Origin of the sequence: Protaetiibacter larvae, from assembly GCF_008365275.1 — a bacterium.
Lineage (GTDB): Bacteria > Actinomycetota > Actinomycetes > Actinomycetales > Microbacteriaceae > Homoserinibacter > Homoserinibacter larvae.
This window is the reverse complement of the sequence record NZ_CP043504.1, coordinates 2487416-2511301: the sequence shown is the minus strand read 5'-3', so window position 1 is coordinate 2511301 and position 23886 is coordinate 2487416. Positions and strand designations below refer to the sequence as shown.

28 protein-coding genes are annotated in these 23886 nt (G+C 71.7%); 22 read left to right on the top strand and 6 right to left on the bottom strand.

Features of this window, described 5'->3' with window-relative positions:
* The first annotated feature begins 76 nt into the window (after window positions 1–76).
* The 15 genes from FLP23_RS11935 (at window position 77) to FLP23_RS11865 (ending at window position 12011) form a co-directional block, all read left to right on the top strand.
* Window positions 77–373, top strand: coding sequence for a WXG100 family type VII secretion target (locus FLP23_RS11935; protein ID WP_149326067.1), 297 nt, complete (start codon window positions 77–79; stop codon window positions 371–373).
* Window positions 374–445: 72 nt separating this feature from the next.
* Complete coding sequence (locus FLP23_RS11930; RefSeq protein WP_149326066.1) at window positions 446–766, top strand: hypothetical protein; 321 nt, start codon at window positions 446–448, stop codon at window positions 764–766.
* A 2-nt stretch (window positions 767–768) separates the two neighbouring features.
* Window positions 769–2121 carry a hypothetical protein gene (locus tag FLP23_RS11925; protein WP_149326065.1) on the top strand — a complete coding sequence of 451 codons (1353 nt, stop codon included), beginning with the start codon at window positions 769–771 and terminating at the stop codon, window positions 2119–2121.
* A 19-nt stretch (window positions 2122–2140) separates the two neighbouring features.
* Window positions 2141–2590 (top strand): hypothetical protein, encoded by a 450-nt coding sequence (locus FLP23_RS11920; protein WP_149326064.1) that lies wholly within the window; start codon window positions 2141–2143, stop codon window positions 2588–2590.
* 17 nt (window positions 2591–2607) lie between these two features.
* The gene (locus FLP23_RS11915) at window positions 2608–3216 is read left to right on the top strand and encodes a hypothetical protein (RefSeq protein WP_149326063.1); all 609 of its coding nucleotides are present in this window, start codon (window positions 2608–2610) and stop codon (window positions 3214–3216) included.
* Window positions 3213–3848: a hypothetical protein gene (locus FLP23_RS11910; RefSeq protein WP_149326062.1), complete on the top strand. Its 636-nt coding sequence runs from the start codon at window positions 3213–3215 to the stop codon at window positions 3846–3848. The genes FLP23_RS11915 and FLP23_RS11910 overlap by 4 nt, the downstream gene beginning before the upstream one ends.
* A 2-nt stretch (window positions 3849–3850) precedes the next feature.
* A complete protein-coding gene (locus FLP23_RS11905) occupies window positions 3851–4171 on the top strand; it encodes a hypothetical protein (RefSeq protein WP_149326061.1) in 321 nt (106 codons plus the stop codon).
* Window positions 4171–5811 (top strand): hypothetical protein, encoded by a 1641-nt coding sequence (locus tag FLP23_RS11900; protein WP_149326060.1) that lies wholly within the window; start codon window positions 4171–4173, stop codon window positions 5809–5811. The genes FLP23_RS11905 and FLP23_RS11900 overlap by 1 nt, the downstream gene beginning before the upstream one ends.
* Window positions 5808–6278 (top strand): hypothetical protein, encoded by a 471-nt coding sequence (locus FLP23_RS11895; RefSeq protein WP_149326059.1) that lies wholly within the window; start codon window positions 5808–5810, stop codon window positions 6276–6278. The genes FLP23_RS11900 and FLP23_RS11895 overlap by 4 nt, the downstream gene beginning before the upstream one ends.
* Window positions 6275–6952 (top strand): hypothetical protein, encoded by a 678-nt coding sequence (locus FLP23_RS11890; protein WP_149326058.1) that lies wholly within the window; start codon window positions 6275–6277, stop codon window positions 6950–6952. The genes FLP23_RS11895 and FLP23_RS11890 overlap by 4 nt, the downstream gene beginning before the upstream one ends.
* A gap of 57 nt (window positions 6953–7009) precedes the next feature.
* Window positions 7010–7636: an FHA domain-containing protein gene (locus FLP23_RS11885; RefSeq protein WP_168200444.1), complete on the top strand. Its 627-nt coding sequence runs from the start codon at window positions 7010–7012 to the stop codon at window positions 7634–7636.
* A gap of 143 nt (window positions 7637–7779) precedes the next feature.
* The gene (leuC, locus tag FLP23_RS11880) at window positions 7780–9234 is read left to right on the top strand and encodes a 3-isopropylmalate dehydratase large subunit (protein ID WP_149326056.1); all 1455 of its coding nucleotides are present in this window, start codon (window positions 7780–7782) and stop codon (window positions 9232–9234) included.
* Window positions 9234–9830, top strand: coding sequence for a 3-isopropylmalate dehydratase small subunit (gene leuD, locus FLP23_RS11875; protein WP_149326055.1), 597 nt, complete (start codon window positions 9234–9236; stop codon window positions 9828–9830). The genes leuC and leuD overlap by 1 nt, the downstream gene beginning before the upstream one ends.
* Window positions 9831–9879: 49 nt before the next feature.
* Entirely contained in the window at window positions 9880–11241 is a 1362-nt protein-coding gene (gene murA, locus FLP23_RS11870; RefSeq protein WP_149326054.1) for a UDP-N-acetylglucosamine 1-carboxyvinyltransferase, read from the top strand.
* On the top strand, window positions 11241–12011 hold the full coding sequence (locus tag FLP23_RS11865) for a lysophospholipid acyltransferase family protein (protein WP_149326053.1): 771 nt from the start codon (window positions 11241–11243) through the stop codon (window positions 12009–12011). The genes murA and FLP23_RS11865 overlap by 1 nt, the downstream gene beginning before the upstream one ends.
* 164 nt (window positions 12012–12175) lie before the next feature.
* Here FLP23_RS11865 and FLP23_RS11860 read toward each other — a convergent pair whose 3' ends face one another.
* Window positions 12176–12940 (bottom strand): EI24 domain-containing protein, encoded by a 765-nt coding sequence (locus FLP23_RS11860; protein WP_149326052.1) that lies wholly within the window; start codon window positions 12938–12940, stop codon window positions 12176–12178.
* A 50-nt stretch (window positions 12941–12990) separates the two neighbouring features.
* Here FLP23_RS11860 and FLP23_RS11855 point away from each other — a divergent pair, with 50 nt between their 5' ends.
* Together FLP23_RS11855 and FLP23_RS11850 are read left to right on the top strand one after the other, a co-directional pair.
* The gene (locus tag FLP23_RS11855; RefSeq protein WP_149326051.1) at window positions 12991–14034 is read left to right on the top strand and encodes an NAD(P)H-dependent glycerol-3-phosphate dehydrogenase; all 1044 of its coding nucleotides are present in this window, start codon (window positions 12991–12993) and stop codon (window positions 14032–14034) included.
* Between the two features lie 28 nt (window positions 14035–14062).
* Window positions 14063–15145, top strand: a complete 1083-nt coding sequence (locus FLP23_RS11850; RefSeq protein WP_149326050.1) for a D-alanine--D-alanine ligase family protein — start codon at window positions 14063–14065, stop codon at window positions 15143–15145.
* 38 nt (window positions 15146–15183) lie between these two features.
* On the opposite strand, the gene FLP23_RS11845 is transcribed toward FLP23_RS11850, so the two are convergent.
* Window positions 15184–15678 (bottom strand): DUF3515 domain-containing protein, encoded by a 495-nt coding sequence (locus FLP23_RS11845; RefSeq protein WP_246139988.1) that lies wholly within the window; start codon window positions 15676–15678, stop codon window positions 15184–15186.
* 17 nt (window positions 15679–15695) lie between these two features.
* Between FLP23_RS11845 and thiL the strand changes: the two genes are divergently transcribed.
* Window positions 15696–16706 carry a thiamine-phosphate kinase gene (thiL, locus tag FLP23_RS11840; protein ID WP_149326049.1) on the top strand — a complete coding sequence of 337 codons (1011 nt, stop codon included), beginning with the start codon at window positions 15696–15698 and terminating at the stop codon, window positions 16704–16706.
* Window positions 16707–16881: 175 nt separating this feature from the next.
* On the opposite strand, the gene rsmD is transcribed toward thiL, so the two are convergent.
* Together rsmD and FLP23_RS11830 are read right to left on the bottom strand one after the other, a co-directional pair.
* Window positions 16882–17448 carry a 16S rRNA (guanine(966)-N(2))-methyltransferase RsmD gene (rsmD, locus tag FLP23_RS11835; RefSeq protein WP_149326048.1) on the bottom strand — a complete coding sequence of 189 codons (567 nt, stop codon included), beginning with the start codon at window positions 17446–17448 and terminating at the stop codon, window positions 16882–16884.
* A 19-nt stretch (window positions 17449–17467) separates the two neighbouring features.
* Window positions 17468–17812, bottom strand: coding sequence for an iron chaperone (locus FLP23_RS11830; protein ID WP_149326047.1), 345 nt, complete (start codon window positions 17810–17812; stop codon window positions 17468–17470).
* Between FLP23_RS11830 and FLP23_RS11825 the strand changes: the two genes are divergently transcribed.
* Both FLP23_RS11825 and FLP23_RS11820 read left to right on the top strand, forming a co-directional pair.
* Entirely contained in the window at window positions 17802–18776 is a 975-nt protein-coding gene (locus tag FLP23_RS11825) for an NAD(P)-dependent oxidoreductase (RefSeq protein WP_342780002.1), read from the top strand. The genes FLP23_RS11830 and FLP23_RS11825 overlap by 11 nt on opposite strands.
* Before the next feature lie 156 nt (window positions 18777–18932).
* Window positions 18933–21089, top strand: coding sequence for an ATP-dependent DNA helicase RecG (locus FLP23_RS11820; protein WP_149326045.1), 2157 nt, complete (start codon window positions 18933–18935; stop codon window positions 21087–21089).
* Here the strand turns inward: FLP23_RS11820 and FLP23_RS11815 are convergent, their stop codons facing one another.
* Window positions 21090–21380, bottom strand: a complete 291-nt coding sequence (locus FLP23_RS11815) for a helix-turn-helix domain-containing protein (protein WP_149326044.1) — start codon at window positions 21378–21380, stop codon at window positions 21090–21092.
* A 90-nt stretch (window positions 21381–21470) separates the two neighbouring features.
* On the opposite strand from FLP23_RS11815, the gene FLP23_RS11810 reads away from it, so the two are divergent.
* Window positions 21471–22316, top strand: a complete 846-nt coding sequence (locus FLP23_RS11810) for a DUF4352 domain-containing protein (RefSeq protein ID WP_149326043.1) — start codon at window positions 21471–21473, stop codon at window positions 22314–22316.
* Between the two features lie 98 nt (window positions 22317–22414).
* Window positions 22415–22900: a pantetheine-phosphate adenylyltransferase gene (gene coaD, locus FLP23_RS11805; protein WP_149326042.1), complete on the top strand. Its 486-nt coding sequence runs from the start codon at window positions 22415–22417 to the stop codon at window positions 22898–22900.
* Here coaD and FLP23_RS11800 read toward each other — a convergent pair.
* Complete coding sequence (locus FLP23_RS11800) at window positions 22897–23847, bottom strand: DUF2510 domain-containing protein (RefSeq protein WP_149326041.1); 951 nt, start codon at window positions 23845–23847, stop codon at window positions 22897–22899. The two genes, coaD and FLP23_RS11800, sit on opposite strands and share 4 nt — an antisense overlap.
* Window positions 23848–23886 lie beyond the last annotated feature (39 nt).

Genomic DNA, 23886 nt, shown 5'->3' with positions numbered 1-23886 from the left:
CGACCGATCCTCAACAAGTCAATACAGTCACAACCACCAGCCCCCGTGCTACGCGGGAACCATCAGAAGGAGCATCATGGCCAACCTCAACGTCACCTACGACGAGCTTCGCGACGCCGCCCGCCGTCTGCAGGCCGGCAAGGACGACCTGCACTCGAAGCTCACCGAGCTCTCGAACCTCGTGCAGCAGCTCACCGCGTCCGGATTCCAGGCCGAGCAGTCCTCCGCCGCCTACCGCGACTCGTTCGAGCAGTTCCGCACCGGCACCTCGCAGGCCATCGACGGCCTCGACGGTCTCGCCAACTTCCTCGTGTCGGCGGCCGACGCGCTGCAGCAGACCGACGAGGGTCTCGCCAACGCCATCCGCGGCTAGTCCGCGGCCGGCCGGCGTCGACGGCGCCGGCCGGCTCCCGCACTCCGCCCACCCGACCCGGAAGGATCCCGCATGGCCGATCTGAGAGTCGACTACGACCGACTCGGCGAGCTGCACCGCAACCTCGAGCTGGCCGTGACCGCCATGTCGCGGGAGACCGAGACCTCGATCGACGTCGCGATCGCCGTCGGCGACGCGCGCCTCGGCGTCGCCGCCAACTCCTTCCGGGACTCCTGGGACAAGCACCGGCTCGACATCCGCGACCGGCTCCAGTGGCTGCGCGACTCCGTCGGCAACATCCACGATCAGCTCTCCGGCACCGACACCGAGCTCGCCAAGGGCCTGACCGCCCCTCCGGCGTCCGGCGCCTCGAACCGACCCCAGGCGGTGTGACCATGTGCATCCTGTGCGACGACCCCCTGCCCGACCACCTTCCCGGGGATGCCGGACGCGTGCGTTCCCTCGCCCGGGCGTACGACAACACCGCCGAGGCCCTGCGCGAGGCGGCACGCGAACTGCGTGCCCTGGCGAACGAGAACCTCACGATCGGCGAGGCGATCGACGCCGTGCGCGAGCAGGCGGAGGATGTCCACGCTGACGCGGCCAAGGTCGCGGTGCGCTACCAGGGCGCGGCCGACACCTTCGAGTCGTATTCCTCCGCCCTCTCCGACGCCCAGTCGCGCGCGACCACGGCGCGCAACCACATCGACACCAACAACCACAACGCCCGGTACTGGCGCCACCGCCACCGCGAACTCGAGGAGCAGCGCTGGCTGCACAACGCAGATCCGGAGTTCCTCGCCGATCTCGCCGAAGCCGCACAGAGGGCCTCGCAGTACGACCGCCACTACGCGACGTACCTCGGCGCCTACCAGGCGGCGGTCGAGGCGCGCGACGCCGCCGTCAACGCGGCCATCGCCGGCCTCGGTGCCGCCGCCGAGGCCGCGGGGATCAACGACGGATGGTTCGACGGGTTCATCGGCGACCTCCAGAACGCCTGGGATCTCATCTCCCGCTATGTCGGCCCGATCCTCGAGGCGCTGCGGGACGTGCTCGAGGTGATCAAACAGATCGTCGACGTGCTCGCGCTGGTCTTCGCGGTGCTCGCCATCTTCTTCCCCGCGTTCGCCGCGATCGCGACGGCCCTGACGGCGCTGTCCGCCATTCTCGGCATCGCGATCTTCGCGTGCTCGGCGCTGCTGTTCCTCATGGGCCGGGAGACCCTCGGGCGCGTGCTCAGCGACGGCATCATGGCCGTCGTCGGTGTCGTGACCGCGAAGCTCGGCCCCGGTGCGAACGCCTGGGCCAAGGAGTCCCTCGGCACGATGGTCAAGTCCGGCGCGTCCACCGCGGCGTCGCTCGCCAGCGGCGGCACGACCGTCGTCCGTGCGGTCAGTCCGGGCGCGGAGCTGCTCGAGTTCGTCGCCGACAATGCGATCGACTCGGTCGTGGAGGCCAATGGCGACGTGATCGACTTCGCCTTCAGCAGCGCGCTCGACTTCGACATCCACGGTCCGACCGCCGGGTCCGACCTCAGCTTCGGCGGCGGTGACCCGGGGGAGCTCATCCTCTCGCTCGTCGACCCCATCACCCTCGGCACCCTCGGCAAGGTGGAGACCGCGATCGACGGCGTCGGACTCCTGGCCGACGGCTTCGGGGCCGTGGTGGATGTCGTGCGGCCGGTCGTGGAGCTCGGCTACGCACCTGATCTGTCGAACCCGGCGGTCTGCGCGGCGGGTTCCCGGTGACCGGTTTGTCGAGGTCGTCGTGAAGGCGACGCTCTCCGAGACCGAGAAGCGCACCCTCGCCGAGCGGATCATGTGGCATCTCAACTTCCACAGCACTCGCATGGAGCTGCCGGTGTTCTACCAGTTCGCCCTGCCGGACGGCGCGCTGATGCTCGTGGGCGACTCCCGCAAGGGGGAGCGCCGCTCGCTCGTGTGCTGGTCGGCGACCGGGAACGCGCAGGCGTTGACAGTCGCGATCATCAACCGTGCCCGGGGCTCGTCGCTCACCGAGCCGTGGTTCGTCGACCTCACGCCGAAGCAGCACGAGAAGGTCGTCGGCAAGCTCACGACGGCGATCGAGTACGTCCACCGCAATCGCGACGCCAACTGGGTGCGTCGCGGCGATGCCGCGTACGTCGACACCATGAGCGACCCCGCGCCGCTCCCGCAGCCGACCGGCGAACGCCCTGCGTTCGGGTTCTTCGCCTGATGATCGAGAGAGCAGACATGTCCCCCGAATCCGAGGTTCTCGAATTCGCCCTCGATGCCGAGTGGATCGAGCTTCCGAGCCCTGAGGCCACCGACGACGACACCTGGGTGGAGGCCGCCCTCGACTCGTTCGAGCTCGACGGACCGGTCAGGGGGATGCTCGCGGAGGGGCTGCGGGGCATGCTCGACCTCGCCCGAAAGCTGTCCCCCGGGTCGCGGCGGTCGTTCGCACTCGTCGCACACCCCGAGCTGGGGCGCGTGGACGCGCTGCTCAGCTTCCGCCTGGCCCGCGTGACGGCGTCGGGTTACGCGGACTACCTGCGCGCGGCACAGGGCTTCGTGCCCGCGGGCGGCGGGGAGGCGCTCAACCGTCGAGTCGAGGAACTCGCGCTGCCGGCGGGTCCGGCCGTGCTCAGCACGGACATCCTGGTGCCGCCGGCCGACGAACCGCTCGCCCCGCCGGCGACGGAGCGGGTGTTCCTCGGCGTCTTCCCCCGCGGGTGGGGTGCGATCGCCGAGTTCACGCTCGTCACCGAGGATCTCGCGGCCTTCGAGAACGCGGCGGACTACGTCGTCGCCCTGGCCTCCGGGGGAACGCCGGTACGTATCGGAGAGGACATCGCGTGATCGACGCGCCACGATTCGAGCTTCCCGGCCGCTGGGGGCGCATCGACCTGAGCACCGACGCCAGCATCCTGCGGTCGATCCGCAAGATCCTCAGCGAGGTCACCCACCGGCGCGACGACCTCGCCGAGCTGCGCGCCGAGCTGCGCGGACGGTTCGAGAAGGCGGCCGCCGAAGCCAAACGCGGAGGGGCGACGGACTTCTACGTCGCGCTCAGCCTCACGCCGCGGGTGCCGCTGCCCGCCTGGCTGGCGGTGTTCGTCCTCTCCGTCGAATCGACGGATTTCGCGGCCCTCGGCCTGCAGGACCTCGAGAGGTTCCTCCTCGCCGAGACCCGCTCATGGGGCCCCGACGGAAGCGGCGGCAGCCGGCCCGTGGTCGCCGACCCGGAGGCGCTGCAGGCCGTGCGCTACTCGTGGCGCCGCGTGCGGGACGTCGTAGAGGCGGGCGTCGAGAGGTCGTTCGAGTTCATCGAGGCCGACTACTGGCTCGCGGCGCGCGATCCGAACCGCATCGCGCTCCTCACCTTCTCGACCGCGCTCGCCGAGTACGAGGAGGAGATGCTGGCCCTCTTCGACGCGGTCGTCTCGACCATCCGCTGGCCCGCACCCGTCACCGCGACGGCGGGAGGCTGAGCATGGCCGACCTCCGCTTCGACCTCGATCGCCTGCTGCGCGCTCACTACGCGCTCGACTTCGTCTCCACCCGGCTGGTCGGCATGGGGGAGGCGTACCGTCGACTCCCCGATGCGGCGGGCCACGACAAGCTCGCCGGCGCGCTCGGCGCGTTCCGTGATGCCTGGAGCGTGCATCGCGAGGACCTCGTCACGGAGCTGAACTTCCTGCGCGACGCCAACAAGGCGATCCACGACACCTTCACCGAGCTCGATCAGGATCTCGAGAACCGCGCTCGTCAGTTCCTCGATCCGGCGAACCTCCACACCCCGGGGGAGTCCTGATGCGTTCGCACCTCCCGGGTGACGTGGCCGTTCTCGCGGACGACGCCGTCGAGCTGAGCGCCACCGCGCAGCTGCTGCTCGATCTGGCGCGCGACCTCGACCGCATCGCCGCCGACGATGCGTCGATCGGCCAGAGCGCGGACGCGATCCGCGATCGCACCAGCGATGCGGCGCGATCGCTGCGCACCGCCGAGCCGCGATTCTCGACCACGGGGAGCGCGGTGCGCGAGTTCGCGGTGCGGCTCGCCGAACTGCAGGGCGAGCATCGCCGAGCGATCACCGATGTCGAGGACGCGCGCACCAAGGTGCGCTACTACGACCACGAGCTCGGCGAGCTCCAGCGGCGCAAGCTCCTGCTGATGGTCTCCGCACCCGACCCGGAGGAGGCCGACGAGCTGGCGCGGCGCATGGCCTGGCTCACCCGTGAGAAGGCGCACGCCGAGACGCTGCTCGCTCACGCCGAGTCGCGCGCGATCGACGCCGAATACGAGTGGGATCTCGCCGCGCGGACCGCAGCCGACCGGATCCGCCCCGTGCTCGACGCCCTGAACGACTCCCTCCTGGACAAGGTGGGTGCCGCGCTCAAGGACATGGGGTCCTTCCTGCTCGCCGTCGGCGAGTGGGTCGCGCGCATCCTCGACACGGTGCTGACGGGGGTGCTGCTGGCCGTCATGGTGGTCGTGGCGCTCGTCGTCATCCTCACGGCGCTCGCGATCCTCATCCCGACCTTCCTCATCCTGCTGGCGACGGGCACCTCGCCCGACGACCTCGTCGAGATCCTGATCGGCATCGCCATCGCCGTGGTGCCCCTGCTGACGCCCGTCGTCGCCGCGCTCATGCTGCGGGAGGCGGCGACGCCGACACCCACCGTCGTGCCGACGAAGCCCCTCGGCGGGCAGTTGGTCCAGAAGGAACCCGCCGAGCGCTACGAGTACCTGTTCACCAACAACAACGTGATCGACAAGGCCGGCGGCGACAGCTCGACGGTGGTGGAGATCGTCCAGGTGCTCAACCCGGATGGCACCCCCGCCCTCGACGAGAACGGCAAGCCGATCTGGCGGGTCACCCTGCCGAGCACCCAGGACTGGCAGGTTCCCGGCGGCGACCACGGAGCGGTCAACGACCTCGGCTCCAACCTCGCGCTCATCCTCACCCCCGACATGCAGGCCGCGTACGAGCGGGCGGTGACCGAGGCCATGCGGCAGGCGGGCATCGGCCCGGAGGACTCGGTGATGCTCGTCGGGTGGAGCCAGGGCGGCATCCTGGCCGGTGCCATCGCGTCGAACCCCGACTCGGGCTTCACGATCCGGGCGATCGCCGTCGCGGGTGCCCCGATCGACCACATGCGGATCCCCGACGACGTCTCGGTGCTCGCCTTCCAGCACGACGGTGACCACGTGCCGCGACTCGACGGCGTTCCGCCGCACCAGGGCGCGAACTGGGTGACCGTGAACACCGAGGCCGCAGGATCCGGCTATCCGCATGATGCGACGAAGTACGCGGCGACGGCCAAGCACGTCACCACCGGCACGGTCGATCCCCGGGTGCAGCACGTGATGGACGAGCAGTCCATGTTCTTCTCGCCCGCCGAGATCGCCTACCGGTACACCTTCCACGAACAGGACACCTCGGTGATATGAGCAACCTCGAACGCATCGTGTCGTCGGCAGCAGCGGTCGCGCTGGGTGCGGGCGTCCTCGTCGGGTGCGCCGCGTCGCCGGCCGCGTTCGAAGAGTCTGTGCCCCCGGCGCTTCTCGCTGCCGATGCGAACATCGTCGACAGCTACCTCTCGTTCTCGCAGGGGCCGGCCGGTGTGGGCTTCTGGTTGCGGATCTACGTCACCGACACGGACGACGCGGCCGTGGCGCAGGCGGTCGAGGCGGCTTTCGCTGCCGCCTTCCGCGCCTCGCCCGCCCGGCCGACCGACATCGTGCTCGATGTGGCCCAGGCGCCCCGCCCGAGCGAGGTCGAACTGTTCGTGGGGAGCATCGACCTCGGCGGAGCCGCCGAGGTCCTGGGCCTCTCCGACAAGGTCATCGACGACCGGATCACGCTGAGCGGCGACGAGCTGGCGGAACGCTATGGCGAGTGGACGGCTGCGGGATGACCGCGACCGAGGAGCTTCCGCAGCTTCGCTTCCGGCTGCCGGGCGACTGGTGGGCGGTCGAGCTGCACGACCGGGACCGCGCCGTCGCCGCCGCGCATCGCCTGGTGCGTCACCGGGTCGGCGCCCACGACGATCGTGCCCTGCTGCGGGCGCGGCTGACGCGCGAGTTCACCGAGACCGTCGACGCCGCCATCCGCGCCGGCGGGCAGAGCATGTTCATCGCCGTGCAGATCCTCGACGGGGTGCCCCTGCCGATCTCGTTCACGGTGTACCTCCCCGAGCTGGGGATGACCCCCGCGATCGGCACCGCTCCCGACGGCGTGCTCGACATCCTCGATCGGGGCCTCGAGCACATCGTCGCCGAGGGTCACGCGGATCCAGGCGACCCCGTGGATCGGGTGAGGATCGCGCTGCCCGCGACGAAGGCGACCCGTCTGCATCGGGTGCGTGTCATCGACGTCGGGTCCGGCGACGACAGCGGGACCCTCGAGACGCTCATCGTGGACTACTGGGTCGCCATCCCGGGCACCAAGCGGGTGCTGCTCGTGACCTTCACGACCTCGCTGGCGGCCCTGCAGGAGCAACTGCTGCAGTTCTTCGATGCGGTCATGCGCGCCGCGGCATGGGATGCCCCGGGCCCGCCGGAGTCCCCGTCGGCCACGCTGCCGGGCTGAGCACCTTCTGGGCTACTCTCGTTGCGGGCGAGCATGTCTCACACGGGAGGGCGGTCGATGGCGGACACCGACGACGACGGCTTCATCACGCTGCCGCCGGGCATCTTCGACACGAGCACCTTCAAGACGCCGCCGAAGCCGGAGCGCCCGCGCGTCGAGCGCGAGGAGATCGTCTTCGTGCCGGCGACCCCCGGCGTTCCGGTTCCGCCGCCCGCGCCGCCTTCGCCGCCCGCGCCCGCACAGGTCTCCTACGACACCCGCCGCGAGCCGCTCGACGCCGAGGAGGCGGCGATCCTCGCCGCGCAGGCGCCGGTGACCGCCGAGGTGCCGATCATCCCGGCCGCGGTCCCGGCTCCGGTGCTGTGGCGCCTCGTGCTGCCGGACGGGGCGGAGGCGATCGTGCGCACCGTCGCGCTCATCGGCCGCAACCCGGCGCCCTCCGACGCCTACCCGGGCGCCGAGCTCATCGCCGTCGACGACACCACCCACTCGGTGTCGAAGACCCACGCCGTGTTCGAAGTCGACGAGCAGGGGCTGTGGGTGCACGACCTCAACTCCACCAACGGCGTCTGGGTCGTGCACGGCGAGGACGTCACCGAAGCCGTGCCCGGACGCAAGGTCGAGGTGGGCGAGGGCTCATCGGTCGAGCTCGGCGACTTCGTGCTCACCGTCGCGCGCAGGTGATCCCCCGCGGGCGGTGATATCCTCACTGGATGCTCCGTCGGCGCCTTCTCCTTCGTCGCCGCGACGAGGCCTAGCCCCCGGCCTCCCTCGTCGCGGAGTTCGTCGCGGGCCGTTTCATCTTCGTTGAAGGAACCGACACACTCATGAGCACCGTCTCCACCGGGCCCGCGTCATCGCGCCCCCGCACCCTGGCCGAGAAGGTCTGGGACTCCCACGTCGTCGCCAAGGGCGAGAACGGCGAACCCGACCTCATCTACATCGACCTGCACCTGGTCCACGAGGTCACGAGCCCGCAGGCCTTCGACGGTCTGCGGCAGGCCGGCCGCCCGGTTCGCCGTCCCGACCTCACCATCGCCACCGAGGACCACAACACCCCCACCCTCGCGATCGACCGGCCCATCGCCGACCTCACGAGCCGCACCCAGATCGAGACCCTCCGCCGCAACGCCGAGGAGTTCGGCATCCGCCTGCACTCGCTGGGCGACGCCGAGCAGGGCATCGTGCACGTCGTCGGCCCGCAGCTGGGCCTCACGATGCCGGGCATCACCGTGGTGTGCGGCGACTCGCACACCTCCACCCACGGCGCGTTCGGCGCGATGGCCTTCGGCATCGGCACCTCCGAGGTCGAGCACGTCATGGCCACCCAGACGCTGCCCCTCAAGCCGTTCAAGACGATGGCGATCAACGTGGAGGGCACGCTGCGCCCCGGCGTCACCGCGAAGGACATCATCCTCGCCGTCATCGCGAAGATCGGCACCGGCGGCGGGCAGGGCTACGTGCTCGAATACCGCGGCAGCGCCATCCGCGCGCTCTCCATGGAGGGACGGATGACGATCTGCAACATGTCGATCGAGGCCGGCGCGCGCGCGGGGCTCGTCGCCCCCGACCAGACGACCTTCGACTACGTGCAGGGCCGACCCCACGCCCCGAAGGGCGAGGACTGGGATGCCGCCGTCGCCTACTGGAAGACGCTGCCGACCGACGAGGGCGCCGTGTTCGACGCCGAGGTGTTCCTCGACGCCGACGAGCTCGAGCCCTTCGTGACCTGGGGCACCAACCCCGGCCAGGGCGTCTCGCTGTCGGATGTGGTCCCGGCGCCCGACAGCTACGAGGACCCCAACGACCAGGCCGCCGCCGAGCGCGCGCTGGAGTACATGGACCTCGAGGCCGGCACCCCCATGAAGGACATCAGGGTCGACGCCGTGTTCATGGGCTCCTGCACCAACAGCCGTATCGAGGACCTGCGCGCCTTCGCCTCCATCGTGAAGGGCAAGAAGAAGGCCGACCATGTGCGCGTCATGGTCGTCCCGGGCTCGGCCCGCGTGCGCCTGGAGGCCGAGGCCGAAGGCCTCGACAAGGTGTTCGAGGAGTTCGGGGCGGAGTGGCGTTTCGCCGGCTGCTCGATGTGCCTCGGCATGAACCCCGACCAGCTCGCGCCGGGGGAGCGCTGCGCCTCCACCTCGAACCGCAACTTCGAAGGCCGCCAGGGCAAGGGCGGTCGCACCCACCTGGTGTCGCCGCTCGTCGCCGCCGCCACCGCCATCCGCGGCACCCTGTCGAGCCCGTGGGATCTGGACCACTCCGAGGGAGCCCGCTGATGGACAAGATCACCGTGATCGAGGGCGTCGCCGTCCCGTTCCGCCGCTCGAACGTCGACACCGACCAGATCATCCCCGCGCAGTTCCTCAAGCGCGTCACCAAGACCGGCTTCGACGACGCCCTGTTCTACCAGTGGCGGCAGGACCCCGACTTCATCCTCAACCGCCCCGAGTACCAGGGGGCGAAGGTGCTCATCGCCGGGCCCGACTTCGGCACCGGATCCAGCCGCGAGCACGCGGTGTGGGCGCTGCGGGACTTCGGCTTCCGCGCCGTCATCTCGCCCCGCTTCGCCGACATCTTCCGCGGCAACTCGGGCAAGCAGGGTCTGCTCACCGGCACCATCCCCGAGGAGCAGATCGAGCAGCTCTGGGAGCGCATCGAGGCCGAGCCGGGAATAGCGGCCACGGTCGACCTGGTTGCGAAGACGGTGAGTGTCGGAGAGGTCTCGTTCGCTTTCGACATCGATGATTACACTCGATGGAGGCTGTTGGAGGGGCTCGACGACATCGGGCTCACGTTGCGCGACGAAGCGCGGATCACCGAGTTCGAGGGAACCCGCGAGAGCTGGAGACCTCGGACCCTCCCCGTCCGCTAGCCCCACAGGGCACCAGGCAAGGCATAGGTAACACGTGGATTCAGTCGCGATGAACCTCGCGCGCGACGCCCAGAAGGCAGGAGCGCGCGTGGGACTCACCTCGGATCGGATCGTCATCGAGGGCGGCAAGCCGCTGCGCGGACGCATCGAGGTGCGCGGGGCCAAGAACCTCGCCACCAAGGCCATGGTCGCCGCTCTCCTCGGTGACAGCCCGAGCCTGCTGCAGAACGTTCCCGAGATCAGCGACGTGCACGTCGTCACCCGGATGCTCGACGCCTACGGCGTCGCCGTCACGAGTCCCGCCGAAGGCGAGCTGCTGCTCGACCCCTCGAACGTGCTCAAGGCGCACTTCGCCCAGATCGACGCGCTCGCCGGCTCCAGCCGCATCCCGATCCTGTTCTGCGGCCCGCTGCTGCACCGCCTCGGCGAGGCGCTCATCCCGGACCTCGGCGGCTGCCGCATCGGCGACCGGCCCATCGACTTCCACATGGACGCGCTGCGCGCCTTCGGGGCGATCGTCGACAAGAGCTATGAGGGCATCCGCATCACCGCGCCCAACGGACTCAAGGGCGCCCACATCGAACTGCCCTACCCGAGCGTCGGCGCCACCGAGCAGGTGCTGCTCACCGCGGTGCGTGCGGAAGGCGTGACGGAGCTCAAGAACGCGGCGATCGAGCCCGAGATCATGGACCTCATCGCGATCCTGCAGAAGATGGGCGCCATCATCACGGTCGAGCCCAACCGCACGATCTTCATCGAAGGCGTCGACCACCTCGAGGGCTACACGCACCGGGCGATCTTCGACCGCAACGAGGCGGCCAGCTGGGCCTCCCTCGCGCTCGCGACCGACGGCGACATCTTCGTCGGGGGAGCCGCGCAGCAGGAGCTCATGACCTTCCTCAACATCTTCCGCAAGGCGGGCGGCGGCTTCGACGTGCAGGAGGACGGCATCCGCTTCTTCCGCGCGGGCGAGCTGAAGCCCGTCGTCGTGGAGACGGACGTGCACCCCGGCTTCATGACCGACTGGCAGCAGCCGCTCATCGTCGCCCTCACCCAGGCGGACGGCGTGTCGGTCGTGCGCGAGACGGTCTACGAGAACCGCTTCGGCTTCACCGACGCGCTCGTCGAGATGGGCGCCGACATCGTCGTGCACAAGGACGGCTACGACTCGCCCACCTGGCGCGTGCCGCGCCGCCCGCTCGAGCAGGTCGCGGTGATCACCGGCCCGTCGAAGCTGCACGGCGCGGATGTCAACGTGCCCGACCTGCGCGGCGGCTTCAGCTACCTCATCGCGGCGCTCACCGCCCAGGGGCGCAGCTCGATCACCAATGTCGGCATCATCAGCCGCGGCTACGAGCGCTTCGTCGAGAAGCTCGACGCCCTCGGCGCCGACTTCGCGCTCGTCGACTGATGGCCGCACCCCCCGCCGCTCCCGGCCCGGGTCGGCGTCGATCCGAGAAGACCTTCTTCTGGCGCATCGTCGCCGGGATCGCGGTGCCGTTCCTGCTGCTCGTCGCGCGGTACCGGGTGCGGCATCCCGAGCGCATCCCCGCGGAGGGGGCGTTCGTGTTCGCCCCCAACCACTACTCCAACTTCGACCCGCTCGTGTCGGGCTACATCCTGTGGAAGCACGGACGCGTGCCGCGCTTCCTCGCGAAGGCGAGCCTCTTCCGGGTGCCGGTGCTCGGCGGCATCCTGCGCGGCACCGGGCAGATCCCCGTGGAGCGGCAGGGGGCCGGCCACAACCGGCAGCCGCTCGCGGCCGCCGCGCGCCTCGTCGAGGACGGCCTCGCCGTCGTCATCTACCCCGAGGGCACCCTCACGCGGCAGCCGGAGCTGTGGCCGATGCGCGGCAAGACGGGTGCCGTGCGCACCGCACTCGAGCACGGAGTGCCGGTGATCCCGATGGCCCATTGGGGCGTGCAGCAGATCCTGCCGCGCTACTCGAAGAAGCTGAGCCTGTTCCCGCGCAAGACCGTCGAGGTGATCATCGGCGAGCCCGTGAACCTGGACGCCTGGCGCGGCAAGCCGATCGACCAGGCGGTGCTCGCCGGGGCGACCGAGGCCGTGATGGTCGCCATCACGAGCCTGCTCGAGGAACTGCGCGGCGAGACCGCGCCCGAGGGGCGCTGGGATCCCGCGGCGCACGGCCAGACCGAGATCGGCCGCTTCGAGTCCTGAGATCCGCGGATCTCGATACACCGCCCTTCGGGCGGCACTCGATCAGCGGGGTTGCGCCTGCAGCCGCGCAGCGGCGTAACCCCCGCTGATCGAGTAGCCGCGCAGCGGCGTATCGAGATCACCCCGTGGCATCGAGACGCGTCGCCTCCGGCGGCCCTCCTCGTTCACCTCGCGGGGTCGTCGTGCGCCTCGCGCGCCAGCAGCGTCGCCGCCACGACCGCCGCCGGCATCACGAGCACCTGCCCGAGCGGCACGAGGTAGCACAGGTGCACGGCGAGCCCGAAGCCGAGCAGCCGAGGGTTGCGCGAGCGCAGCATCCGGGCGCGCTCTGGCCGGGTCAACCCGCGACCCTCGAGCGGCCGCGCCGTCAGCTCGAGCGCCACGAGGCGACTCGCGATCACGAAACCGAGCACAGGCGCCAGCACTCCCACCACGGGGACGAGCCCGAGCGCCCAGACGACGATGCCGCTCAGCACCCCCTGTGCCACGAGCAGCGCGGCATCCCCGACCGAACGCCAGAAGCCCGGCTCCGCTCCGGTGGGCGCGCCGCCCTCGTGCTCCTCGACGGCCCGCCAGATCCGCGTGTACACGGGCTCGCCGAACAGCAGGCTGAGCGCCGTGAACGCGAATCCCGACAGCACGACGGCGCCCGCGACGATCGCGAAGCCGAGCACGTATCGGGCGCCGAGGCGCACCCAGTCCCACCAGTGCGTGGAGAACGGCGTCAGCCACTCGGTCAACGCCCCGAGGTTGAGGATGAGCACCACGATGCCGGCGCCCAGCGCGATCGCCACGAGCGCGGCCGGCAGCAGGCCGAGCGCCATGAGCCCCGGTCGCACCCGCCAGAACCCGAAACCGCGCCCGAGGTCCCGCACCCCGCGCAGCAGCTCGGTGCCGACGTGACGCGTCGCATCCGCACGCCTGCCCATGCGGGCAGCGTATCGGCGCACGGCTCGCCCATGCCGCCGGGGGAGGGCGCATGGGCGAGAATGGGCGGGTGAGTTCCGACGAGGGCGCCGTGCCGCGCCGCGTGGCCGTGCTGGGGGCCGGATCCTGGGGCACCACCTTCGCCAAGATCCTCGCCGACGGCGGATCGCGGGTGACGATCTGGGCGCGCCGCCCCGAGCTGGCGCGCGAGATCATGCAGTCGCGCCGCAACTCCGACTACCTGCCGGGCATCAACCTGCCGCGCGGGATCTCGGCATCCAGCCGCCTCCCCGAGGTGCTCGACGGCGCGGACCAGCTGTACCTCTCGGTGCCGAGCCAGTCGCTGCGGGAGAACCTGCGCATCGTGCGCGAGCTGATCCCGGCAGACGTGCCGATCGTCTCGCTCATGAAGGGCGTCGAGAAGGGCACGGGCCTGCGGATGAGCGAGGTGATCGCGCAGGAGCTCGACGTGCCGCCCTCGCGCATCGCCGTGGTCTCCGGCCCCAACCTGGCGCTCGAGATCGCGAAGGAGCAGCCGACCGCGGCGGTCGTGGCATCCGCGAGCCTCGACACCGCGACGACGGTGGCGCGTGCCGCGAGCAACCCGTACTTCCGTTCCTTCGTCAACACGGATGTCATCGGCACCGAGTTCGGCGGGGTGCTCAAGAACCTCATCGCCGTCGCGATCGGCATCGTCGACGGGGTCGGCTACGGCGAGAACACCAAGGCGTCGATCATCACCCGCGGGCTCGTCGAGATGACGGACTTCGCGGTCGCGTTCGGCGCGCTGCCGGAGACGATGAGCGGGCTCGCGGGCCTCGGCGACCTCATCGCGACGTGCGAATCGCCGCTGTCGCGCAACAACACCGCGGGGCGCCTGCTCGGGCAGGGCTACGACTACCACGAGGTCATCGCGCAGATGAACCAGACCGCGGAAGGGCTGTCGTCGGTGGCGCCCATCCTGGAGCTGGCCGCGAGCCGCGGGGTGGAGATGCCGATCGTCAGCCAGGTGGCGGAGGTGCTGGCGGGTACGCTGGAACCGCGGGACATCGCCCCGCATCTCACCACCGACACCGACGTGCCGCAGGGCGAATGACCCACGGCGTCCCGAGCCCGGAGGCCGCATGATCCGCGTCGCCCTGCTGTTCGGCGGCCGATCGAGCGAGCACGGGATCTCCTGCGCGACCGCGGCGGGCGTGCTGTCGGCTCTCGACCGGGAGCGCTTCGAGGTGGTGCCCGTGGGCATCACACGCGACGGCGCCTGGACGCTGCAGCCCGACGATCCGGAGCTCTTCAGCCTGCGCGCCGAACTGCCCGAGGTGACCGACAACGGCACGCGGGTGCGTCTGCCGGATTCGGCGATCTCGCGCGAGTTCACGCTGCTCGCAGCGGACGGCTCGCGGAGCTCGCTCGGCGAGATCGACGTGGTGTTCCCCATCCTGCACGGGCGTTTCGGCGAGGACGGCACGGTTCAAGGTCAGCTCGAGCTGCTCGGGCTGCCGTACGTCGGCAACGGGGTGCTCGCCTCGGCGCTCGCGATGGACAAGCACATGACCAAGACGGTGCTCGCCTCCGCCGGCATCGAGGTGGCCCCGTGGGTGACGCTCACCCCCGCGCGCTGGGAGCGGCAGCACGAGCTGTTCGAGCGCCGCGTGCACGCCCTCGGGCTGCCGGTGTTCGTGAAGCCGTCGCGCGCCGGCTCCTCGGTGGGGGTCACCAAGGTCACCGCCTGGGATCAGCTGGACGCCGCGGTCGCCTTCGCCTTCGCCGAAGACGGCACCGTGCTCGTGGAGGCCGCGATCGCGGGCCGCGAGGTGGAGTGCGCGGTGCTCGAGGGGCCGGGCGGCTCCACCCCGCGGGTGAGCGTCGCCGGCGAGATCGTGGTGACGGGGCGCGAGTTCTACGACTTCGAGGCGAAATACCTCGACCCGGATGCGGCGCAGCTCATCTGCCCGGCCGTGCTCGGCGACGGCGAGCTGCACGAGATGCAGCGGATCGCGGCGCGCGCCTTCGAGGCGATCGGCGGTGCGGGCCTCGCGCGCGTCGACTTCTTCCTCGCCGACACGGGGTTCGTCGTCAACGAGATCAACACGATGCCGGGATTCACGCCCATCTCGATGTTTCCCAGCTGCTGGCAGGCGAGCGGGCTCAGCTACCCCGAGCTCATCACGGAGCTCATCGAACTGGGGCTCGCCGCCACCCGGTGATCGGGGAGCGCCCGCCCGGCGACGCGTCTCGAGATCCCCTACCGGCCGCTCGAGTCGATCACGTCCGCGTCGTCCAGGTCGGTGCACTCGTGCCCGTTGGGCGTCGTGAACGACACCGCGCGCTGCAGGTCGATGAGCACGGGCGTCGCCCCCACCACCTCGGTGTCGACCACCACGTCGATCGCCGGTTCGCGCCCGTAGCTCGTGAGGATGTAGCGCGGCTCGTCATCGCCGTCCACGAGCCAGAAGACGCCGTCGACCTCGATGCATCGCGTGGTGGAGGCGCTCGGCACCTCGACACCGCAGTACAGCAGCACGGACGCGGGGGAACCCCAGGCGCCGGTCGCCTGCGCGTTCGTCTCGCGGCGGTCGAGGCCGCCGACGCTGTCCGGGAGGCGCACGATGACATCCGCACAGCCGGGGTTGTTGGCGTCGTCGGCGGGCTCCATCGGCACGATGGCGGTGCACCCGGAGAGCGTCGCCACGAGCGCGGCCGTCAGCAGGACGGCGCCGAAGGACCGGGTGGTGCGCACCCCTCTAGGCTAGCCGCGTGGATGCGGGGGGTGAGACGGCGGCGCCGGCGACGGGGGCGGAGACCCTCGGCTCCCTCGGCGAGACCGCGGTGCTGGGACGCATCTTCCCGCGGCTGCCCGATGCGGCATCCGCCCTGCTCGGCCCGGGCGACGACGCGGCCGTCGTGGCGGCACCCGACGGGCGTTTCGTGGTCACGACCGACACGCTCGTGCACGGACCCGACTTCCGGCTCGCGTGGTCGAGTGCGTTCCAGCTCGGCTGGAAGGCGGCGGCCACCAACCTCGCCGATGTGGCGGCGATGGGCGCCCGGCCGACCGCGCTCGTGGTGGCGCTCGTGGCGCCGGCGTCGACCCCGGCCGTCTGGCTGGAGCAGCTCGCCGACGGGCTGCGCGAGGCGTGCGCGGCGCTCGCCCCGGGGTGCGGCGTCGTCGGCGGCGATCTGTCGGTATCCGACACCCTGACGATCGCGGTGACCGCGTTCGGCGAGCTGGAGGGGCGCGCGCCCGTTCTGCGCTCGAGGGCGCGGCCCGGCGACCTCGTGGCCGTGTGCGGCGAGCTGGGACTCGCCGGCGAGGGGATCGCCCTGCTGTTCGCGCGCGCCGTGGACGACGCCGGCGCCCCGGATGCCGCGCGCGCCGCCGCGCTGCGACCCGCGTTCGACCGGGTGCTCGACGCGCAGCTCGCGCCTGCGCCGCCCATCGCGTCCGGGGTCGCGGCGGCGCTCGCCGGGGCGACCGCGATGCTCGACGTGAGCGACGGGCTCGCGCTCGACGCGCGTCGGATCGCGGAGGCGTCCGGGGTGGCTGTCGACCTCGACGCGGCCGCGGTGGGCTCGCGGATGGCGCTCACCGGCGGCGAGGATCACGCCCTGCTGGCGACCTTCCCTGCGGGTGCCGCGCTGCCGTCCGGGTTCCGCGTGATCGGTCGGGTGCGCGCGGGTGCGCCCGCGGTGCTCGTCGACGGGCGCGCCTTCGACGCCCGCGGCGGGTGGGATCCCTACGCCGACTGGGACGGCCGCGTCGGGTGACCGCCCCCGCGTCCGCCACCCCGTCCGGCACCCCGTCTGCCACCCCAGAAATGCAGGAGATTCTGCGTCCGGGGTGGCTGAACCCGCCTGTGGGCGCGGCGGGGCGCCGGATCCTCCTGCATTTCTGAGGTGGAAAGGCGAAACGGGGGAACCGGGGCCGGCACGTTCTGCGGGACTACGCCGGCGAGAGCCAGTACAGCGCCGTGTCGCCGTAGCTCGTGCGCCGGTCGAGGTCGAGCCCGCTCGGCCAGGCGGGCTCGTGATCGCGCGCCGAGCGCTCGACCACGATCACGGCATCCGGAGCCACCCGCGGAGCCAGCAGCAGCAGGTCGTCGACGAGCTCGGCGCCCGTGAGGTCGTACGGCGGGTCGAGGAACACGAGGTTCCAGCCGCCCGCGGCCCCCGCGAGGAACGCCTGAACGGGTTGCACGACGGTGCGGATGGCCGGCGGGGCGCTCGCCGGGGCGGCCCGTCCCACGCGCTCGGCGTTGCGCCGGGAGACGACTGCGGCATCCCGTGAGTGGTCGACGAGCGTCACCTCGGCGGCCCCCCGGGACGCGGCCTCGAGCCCGAGGGCCCCCGATCCGGCGTACAGGTCGAGCACCTTCGCGCCCGCGACGAGGCCGCGTGCCTCGAGCGCCGAGAAGATCGCCTCCCGCACCCGGTCGCTCGTCGGACGCGTGCCGGCCTTCGGCACCGTCAGGGCGAGCGAGCCGGCGTATCCGGCGATGATGCGGGTCACGCGCCCAGAGTAGCGCCCGTCACGACTCGATCTGGGCGATGCGGGCGGCCAGCAGGGCGCGCAGGGTGTTGTCGGGCAGCGGGGCGTCGACGGGGACGCGGATGGTGCCCTTCGCGTGGTCGATCCCGTCGAGCAGCGGCTCGATCGCCTCGATCGGACCGGCGCCGAAGGGGTAGATCCCGACGTGGGTCTTCGCGCGCATGACCGAGAGCAGCGCCTTGCCGCGGTAGATGAGCGCGGGCATCCCGTAGCTGGTGCCCTGCTCGGCCTCCGGAACCGCCTCCCGCGCCACCGCGTACAGATGCTCGACGGTCGCGCGCCCGGTGTCGTCGAGTCCCGCGAGGTAGTCGTCGATGGTGCCCATGCGCCGATCCTGGCACGCTCACCGGCCGCGGGGGAGGCCGGGAGGCGCCGGGTGGCCCGATCGGATGCGCGGCGCCGCGTGTGAGGATGCGGGCATGGCGGTGGGGTTCGCGGGACTCGGGATCATGGGGCAGCCGATGGCGGCGCGGCTGCGGGATGCGGGGGTGCCGCTCGTCCTGTGGAGCAGGCGCCCGGACGCGGCGGACGCGATCGTGGCCCGGGGCGCGGTGCGCGCCGTGGACCCGGACGCCCTGTTCGCCGCATCCGACACCGTGCTGCTCATGCTGCGCGACGAACCCGCCACCGACGAGGTGCTCGGCCGCGGCACGGATGCCTTCGCACGGCGGGTGGCGGGGCGCCGCATCGTGGTGATGGGCACCAACTCGCCGGGGTTCTCGGCTGCGCTCGCCGCCGACATCCGGGATGCGGGCGGCGTGTACCTGGAGGCGCCGGTCTCCGGGTCGCGGGTTCCGGCGGAGCGCGGGGAGCTCGTGGTGATGCTCGCGGGTGACGACGATGCCGCTCTCGCCGAGACGGCCGGCCTGCTCGCGCCGCTCGCGCGCGCGGTGGTGCGCTGCGGGGCGGTGCCCGGGGCGCTGCGCACCAAGATCGCCGTCAACCATTACATGATGGCGATGGTGGCGGCGCTCGCGGAGGCGCTGACGGCGGCCCGCACCGCGGGGCTCGACCTCGATGCCGTCGTGGAGGTGCTTCAGGCGAGCCCCATGGACAGCCCGATCGGCCGGGTGAAGGCCGCGAAGCTGCTCGCTGGCGACGAATCCCCGCAGGCGGCGATCGCCGACGTCGTCAAGAACTGCGGGCTCGTGCTCGCCGAGGCGCGCGCCGTCGGCGCGGTGACGCCGATCATCGACCTCGTGGCCGAGCTGTACGAGCGGACCGCGGCATCCGGCCTCGCCTTCGCCGACATGGTCGCCGTCGCCCGCCAGTTCGCGCCGGCCCCGTAGCGCCCCGACCCCGTATCCCGCCCCGGCCCCGGATCCACCCTTTTCGCAACTCAGGAGAATCGCGGCCGCCAGCGCGATCCGAGGCCGGGGGACCCGGATCTCCTGAATTGCGGAAGGTGACGGCCCGCCGTCGCCCGCCCTCGCTACCCTCGAACGGTGGAGTCGCCGCTGGATGCCAAGCTCGCGTCCGCGCTCGGCGGGCGCACCGCGACCGTGCTCGAGAAGGCCTTCGGTCTGCGCACGGTCGGCGAGCTGCTCGCCCACTACCCCCGCCGCTACGCCCGCCGCGGCGAGCTGACCGCCCTCAGCGAGCTGCGCATCGACGAAGCGGTGACGATCGTGGCCGAGGTGCGCTCGGTGAGCGAACGGCGCATGCAGAACCGGCGCGGCTCGATCCTCGAGGCGACCATCAGCGACGGCCACGGGATCCTCACCCTCACCTTCTTCAACCAGCCGTTCCGGAAGGCCGAGCTGCGGCCCGGCGTGCGCGGCATCTTCTCCGGGAAGATCGGCGCCTACCGCGGAACCCGGCAGCTCACCCATCCCGACTACGAGCTGTTCGACCCCGAGGCGGCGGTCACGATGGATGCCGAGCAGGCGCGCCGCTGGGCGGAGACGCCCGTGCCGCTCTACCCGGCCACGGCGTCCTTCCCGAGCTGGAAACTGCAGAAGGCGGTCGAGACGGTGCTCGACGTGCTGCCGGCGTTGCCCGACCCGCTGCCCGACGAGGTGCGCGCCACCCACGGGCTCATGGGCTTCCGCGATGCTCTCGAGAAGGTGCATCGGCCGGCGACGGATGCCGACTGGCGTCGCGCGCGGGACGCCTTGCGCTACCAGGAGGCGCTCGTGCTGCAGCTCGCGCTGCTCGCCCAGCGCGCCGAGCGCCGCGCCGTGACCGGCCCGCCGCGCGTCCCGGGGGCGCTGTCGGCCGCCTTCGAGGCGGCGCTGCCCTGGCCGCTGACCGACGACCAGGCCGCGGTGGGGGCGGAGATCGAGGCGGAGCTCGCGAGCGGCATCCCGATGAACCGCCTGCTGCAGGGCGAGGTGGGTTCCGGCAAGACTCTCGTCGCGCTGCGGGCGATGCTCGCGGTGGCGGAGTCGGGCGGGCAGTCGGCGTTCCTGGCGCCCACCGAGGTGCTGGCCGGGCAGCATCTGCGGTCGATCGTGGCGATGCTCGGCCCCGATCTCGCGGCCCGCCTGCGGGTGACGCTGCTCACGGGTCAGCTCCCCGCGGCCGAGCGGCGCAAGGCGTTGCTGGCCGCGGCATCCGGGGGCGCGGCGATCGTGGTGGGCACCCACGCGCTGCTCGGCGAGAACGTCGCCTTCGCGGACCTCGGCCTCGTGGTGGTCGACGAGCAGCATCGTTTCGGGGTGGAGCAGCGCGAGGCCTTGCGTCTGAAGGGGCAGGCGCCGCACGTGCTCGTGCTGAGCGCCACGCCCATCCCGCGCACGGTCGCGATGACGGTGTTCGGCGACCTCGACGTGTCCACCCTGCGCACCCTGCCCGCCGGTCGCGCACCGATCTCGTCGTTCGTCGTGCCGCTCGCCGAGCATCCCGGGTGGGAGGCGCGCGTCTGGGAGCGACTGTCGGAGGAGCTTGCGGCGGGGCGGCAGGGGTTCGTGGTCTGCCCGGCGATCGAGGCCGGGCAGACGGAGGATGCGCCTGCCGACGAGCTCGGCGACGAGGAGCCCACCGCGCCGCCCGCCGCCGTCGACGAGGTGCTCGCGCGGCTGCGCGCGCATCCCTCCTTCGCCGGCCGCCGCATCGAGCCGCTCCACGGCCGGATGTCGGGTGAGGAGAAGGACGCCACCATGCGCGCTTTCGCCGACGGCCGCATCGATGTGCTCGTCGCGACCACCGTGATCGAGGTGGGGGTGGATGTGCCGAACGCCTCCACGATGGTCGTGCTCGACGCCGACCGCTTCGGCGTCGCCCAGCTGCACCAGCTGCGCGGGCGGGTCGGCCGCGGCGGGGTGCCGGGCATCGCCCTGTTCGTGACGCGGGCGGAACAGTCCTCGCTCGCGCGGGAACGGGTGGATGCGGTCGCCGCCACCCTCGACGGCTTCGAGCTCGCCCAGGCCGACCTCGAGCTGCGGCGCGAGGGCGACGTGCTCGGCGGCACCCAGTCGGGCAGGCGATCCTCGCTCAAGCTGCTGCGGGTGATGGAGGACGCCGAGCTGATCGCGGACGCGCGCGCGGTGGCCGAGTCCCTTCTGGCGGTCGATCCCTCGCTCGGCGCCTATCCGGCGCTCGCCGCGGCCGTCGCGCGCCGTTTCGACGACGCCGAGCGCGCCTACCTCGGCAAGGCCTGATCAGCGCGCGCTGCGTCGCGCGGTCGACCCGTCGTCGTCGAGGCGGGGGATGAGCTCCTCCGGTCGCACCCCCAGGGCGCGGGCGAGCGAGATGAGGGTGCGCAGCGAGGGGTTCGCGGCGACGCCGGGGCGCGAGAGGCCCTTCTCGAGCTGCTGATAGTGGGAACGCGTGATGCCGGCCGCGTGCGCGAGATCCTCCTGGGTGAGGCCCACCGCGACGCGGGTGCGATGCAGGCGGACGCCGAACTCGCGCGCGTACGCGTCCCAGCGTCCCTCGGGGTCATCGCGCACTCGCCAACGGTGCCCCGAACTCGGGCCAGAACAGGCCTGATTTATCCGGCATAATCGAGCAGAACGCACCGAACGACCAGGAGTTGACCCATGACCATCCCGCCGCCGCCCGTCGGACAGCCCGCGCCGCAACCCGAACCCGCCGCGCCGCACGCACCCGTGGCGACCGCCGCACCGACGCCCTCGGGGTCGAAGGTGCTCCCCATCCTCGCGATCGTCTTCGCCGGCATCGCCCTGCTGACCGCGTTCGTGCTGCCGGTGATCACCTGGATCCCCGCGGTCGCGGCGATCGTGCTCTCGATCATCGCGCTCGTGAAGCGGCACAAGCCCGCCGGGCTGTCCATCGCCGCGATCATCGTGGCCCCGCTCGCCTGGATCATCGCGATCATCGTGGCCATCGCGGGCATCGCCGCCGGTGTGGGCGACGCGCTCGACGGCGACAAGCCGAGCGTGCAGCTCCCCTCCGACGAGGGCGGCGAGGACGCCGCGCCCGAGGAGAGCGACGCGGGCACCCGCGACAACCCGCTTCCCCTCGGATCCACGATCGAAGGACGCGACTGGACCGTCGTGGTCAACTCGGTGACCTTCGGGGCGACCGACGCCGTCCTCGCCGAGAACCAGTTCAACGAGGCGCCCGCCGAAGGCTCCGAGTTCATCCTCATCAACATCACCGCGACCTACACCGGCGACGACGCCGACGGGCAGTTGGCGGCGTTCGTCGGAGTCGAGTACGTGACGCCCCAGGGCAACACGATCGATGGACTCGACGCGCTCGTGGTCGCCCCCGGCGCCCTCGACACGATGTCCACGGTGTACAACGGCGCGAGCGTCACGGGCAACATCGCGCTCGCCGTCCCGACCGCCGACGGCACCTCCGGTGTTCTCGCGGTGCGCCCGGGAATGCTGTCCGACAAGGTGTTCGTCGCCGTTTCCTGAGGCACGGCTCGGAGGGCCGGCGGGATCGCTCCTGCCGGCCCTCCTCGGCGTCCGCCGCGGTAACAGAACGGTCACATGCGGCCGCTAGGATCGCGAGCATGACCCGGATCGCCGTCGTTCCCGGCTCCTTCGACCCCGTCACCCTCGGGCACCTCGACGTGATCGAGCGCGCCGCGCGCATCTTCGACGAGCTGCATGTGCTCGTCGTGCACAATCCCGACAAGTCGGCGCTGCTGCCGATCGCGCAGCGCGTCTCGCTCATCCAGGAGTCGGTGGCCGAGGCGAAGATCCCGGGCGAGATCCTCGTCACGAGTTGGAGCGTCGGCCTGCTCGTCGACTACTGCACGGATGTGGGCGCGAGCGTGCTCGTGAAGGGCATCCGCTCGCAGGTGGATGTGGCGTACGAGACCCCGATGGCGATCGTGAACCGCAACCTCGCGAAGGTCGAGACGGTGTTCATGCTCCCCGACCCCGCGCACGCCCACGTGTCGAGTTCGCTCGTGCGGCAGGTGGCTGCGCTCGGCGGGGATGTGTCACCCTACGTGCCGCGCGTGGTGGCCGACTTCCTGGAGAAGCCCCGCTAGTACTGGATCGTCCACTCGACGTAGCCGTCCTCGACGATCGTGACGGTCACCACGAAGGCCTGGCCGGTGCTGCTGTACGCCATGCAGCTCAGCTCGTCACCGACCTGGCCGTGGATCGGATCGGGGCAGTCGGCGCTCGCCACGTCGTCGCCCCAGCCCTGGGTGGCGTTCACGATGTCGCGCTCGAGAGTGGCGCCGGGCATCTCGTACTCGGGGTTGAGCGACCAGTCGAGGGCGGTGGCGACCATCACCCCGAGCGCCACGAGACCCACGACGATCGCCGCGAGCGATGGGCCCATCCCGCCGCCGGTCTTGCGGGCGTTGACGGCGCCCGCGATGCCTTGCACGACGGCGGCCACGGCCAGCAGCGCGGGCCACAGTCCCAGGCGCTCGAAGAACAGCAGGACGACGGCGAGGCCGAGGGCCAGCGCGGCGGTGCCGAGGGCCGCCCAGCCCGCCTTCGACGAGGCATCGGCCTTCGTGACAGCCGTCGTCGCATAGGCCGTCGTCCCATAGGCCGCCGTCGCGTCGGCGGGCTGCGCACCGACGGCGAGGCCGGATGCCGGACCGGCCGAACCGTGGTTCGCCCCGAAACCGCCGCCGAACGCGGGGTCGCCCGGGAGCGGTCGGCCGCCCCAGCCGGGCTGCGACGGGTCTGCCGCGCCGACGTCCGCCGCAGGGCCGTAGCCGGTCGAGGACGCCGGGGCGGTGGGTTCGGCGGGTGCCGCACGGTAGCGGTTCGCCACATTCGGATCGGCGCCGGTGGTGAAGCCGACGGGCGCTGCGGCCGCCGGGGCGGCGGGTGCGGGCGGTGGCGGTGGCGGCTCGGGAGTCGTGGCGCGCACATGGTCGGTCCACGCATCACCGGCCCACCAGCGCTCACCCCCGGAACCCGCGGGGTCGGGGAACCATCCGGGCGCGGGGACGGTGGATGGCGTCGACTCCATCCCTCTACCGTCGTGGACGGCGCCCCGGTCGTTCCACCC

What these genes read in the sequence shown, in the direction of transcription:
- FLP23_RS11925 (WP_149326065.1), top strand. Translation starts at nt 769, where the DNA reads ATGTGCATCCTGTGCGACGACCCCCTGCCCGACCACCTTCCCGGGGAT.
- leuD (WP_149326055.1), top strand. Translation starts at nt 9,234, where the DNA reads ATGGACAAGATCACCGTGATCGAGGGCGTCGCCGTCCCGTTCCGCCGC.
- coaD (WP_149326042.1), top strand. Translation starts at nt 22,415, where the DNA reads ATGACCCGGATCGCCGTCGTTCCCGGCTCCTTCGACCCCGTCACCCTC.
- FLP23_RS11935 (WP_149326067.1), top strand. Translation starts at nt 77, where the DNA reads ATGGCCAACCTCAACGTCACCTACGACGAGCTTCGCGACGCCGCCCGC.
- FLP23_RS11865 (WP_149326053.1), top strand. Translation starts at nt 11,241, where the DNA reads ATGGCCGCACCCCCCGCCGCTCCCGGCCCGGGTCGGCGTCGATCCGAG.
- FLP23_RS11800 (WP_149326041.1), bottom strand. Translation starts at nt 23,847, where the DNA reads ATGGAGTCGACGCCATCCACCGTCCCCGCGCCCGGATGGTTCCCCGAC.
- leuC (WP_149326056.1), top strand. Translation starts at nt 7,780, where the DNA reads ATGAGCACCGTCTCCACCGGGCCCGCGTCATCGCGCCCCCGCACCCTG.
- FLP23_RS11825 (WP_342780002.1), top strand. Translation starts at nt 17,802, where the DNA reads ATGGTGCCCATGCGCCGATCCTGGCACGCTCACCGGCCGCGGGGGAGG.
- FLP23_RS11895 (WP_149326059.1), top strand. Translation starts at nt 5,808, where the DNA reads ATGAGCAACCTCGAACGCATCGTGTCGTCGGCAGCAGCGGTCGCGCTG.
- FLP23_RS11890 (WP_149326058.1), top strand. Translation starts at nt 6,275, where the DNA reads ATGACCGCGACCGAGGAGCTTCCGCAGCTTCGCTTCCGGCTGCCGGGC.
- FLP23_RS11915 (WP_149326063.1), top strand. Translation starts at nt 2,608, where the DNA reads ATGTCCCCCGAATCCGAGGTTCTCGAATTCGCCCTCGATGCCGAGTGG.
- FLP23_RS11930 (WP_149326066.1), top strand. Translation starts at nt 446, where the DNA reads ATGGCCGATCTGAGAGTCGACTACGACCGACTCGGCGAGCTGCACCGC.
- FLP23_RS11860 (WP_149326052.1), bottom strand. Translation starts at nt 12,940, where the DNA reads ATGGGCAGGCGTGCGGATGCGACGCGTCACGTCGGCACCGAGCTGCTG.
- murA (WP_149326054.1), top strand. Translation starts at nt 9,880, where the DNA reads ATGAACCTCGCGCGCGACGCCCAGAAGGCAGGAGCGCGCGTGGGACTC.
- FLP23_RS11830 (WP_149326047.1), bottom strand. Translation starts at nt 17,812, where the DNA reads ATGGGCACCATCGACGACTACCTCGCGGGACTCGACGACACCGGGCGC.
- FLP23_RS11885 (WP_168200444.1), top strand. Translation starts at nt 7,010, where the DNA reads ATGGCGGACACCGACGACGACGGCTTCATCACGCTGCCGCCGGGCATC.
- FLP23_RS11855 (WP_149326051.1), top strand. Translation starts at nt 12,991, where the DNA reads ATGGGCGAGAATGGGCGGGTGAGTTCCGACGAGGGCGCCGTGCCGCGC.
- FLP23_RS11900 (WP_149326060.1), top strand. Translation starts at nt 4,171, where the DNA reads ATGCGTTCGCACCTCCCGGGTGACGTGGCCGTTCTCGCGGACGACGCC.
- FLP23_RS11850 (WP_149326050.1), top strand. Translation starts at nt 14,063, where the DNA reads ATGATCCGCGTCGCCCTGCTGTTCGGCGGCCGATCGAGCGAGCACGGG.
- FLP23_RS11905 (WP_149326061.1), top strand. Translation starts at nt 3,851, where the DNA reads ATGGCCGACCTCCGCTTCGACCTCGATCGCCTGCTGCGCGCTCACTAC.
- FLP23_RS11810 (WP_149326043.1), top strand. Translation starts at nt 21,471, where the DNA reads ATGACCATCCCGCCGCCGCCCGTCGGACAGCCCGCGCCGCAACCCGAA.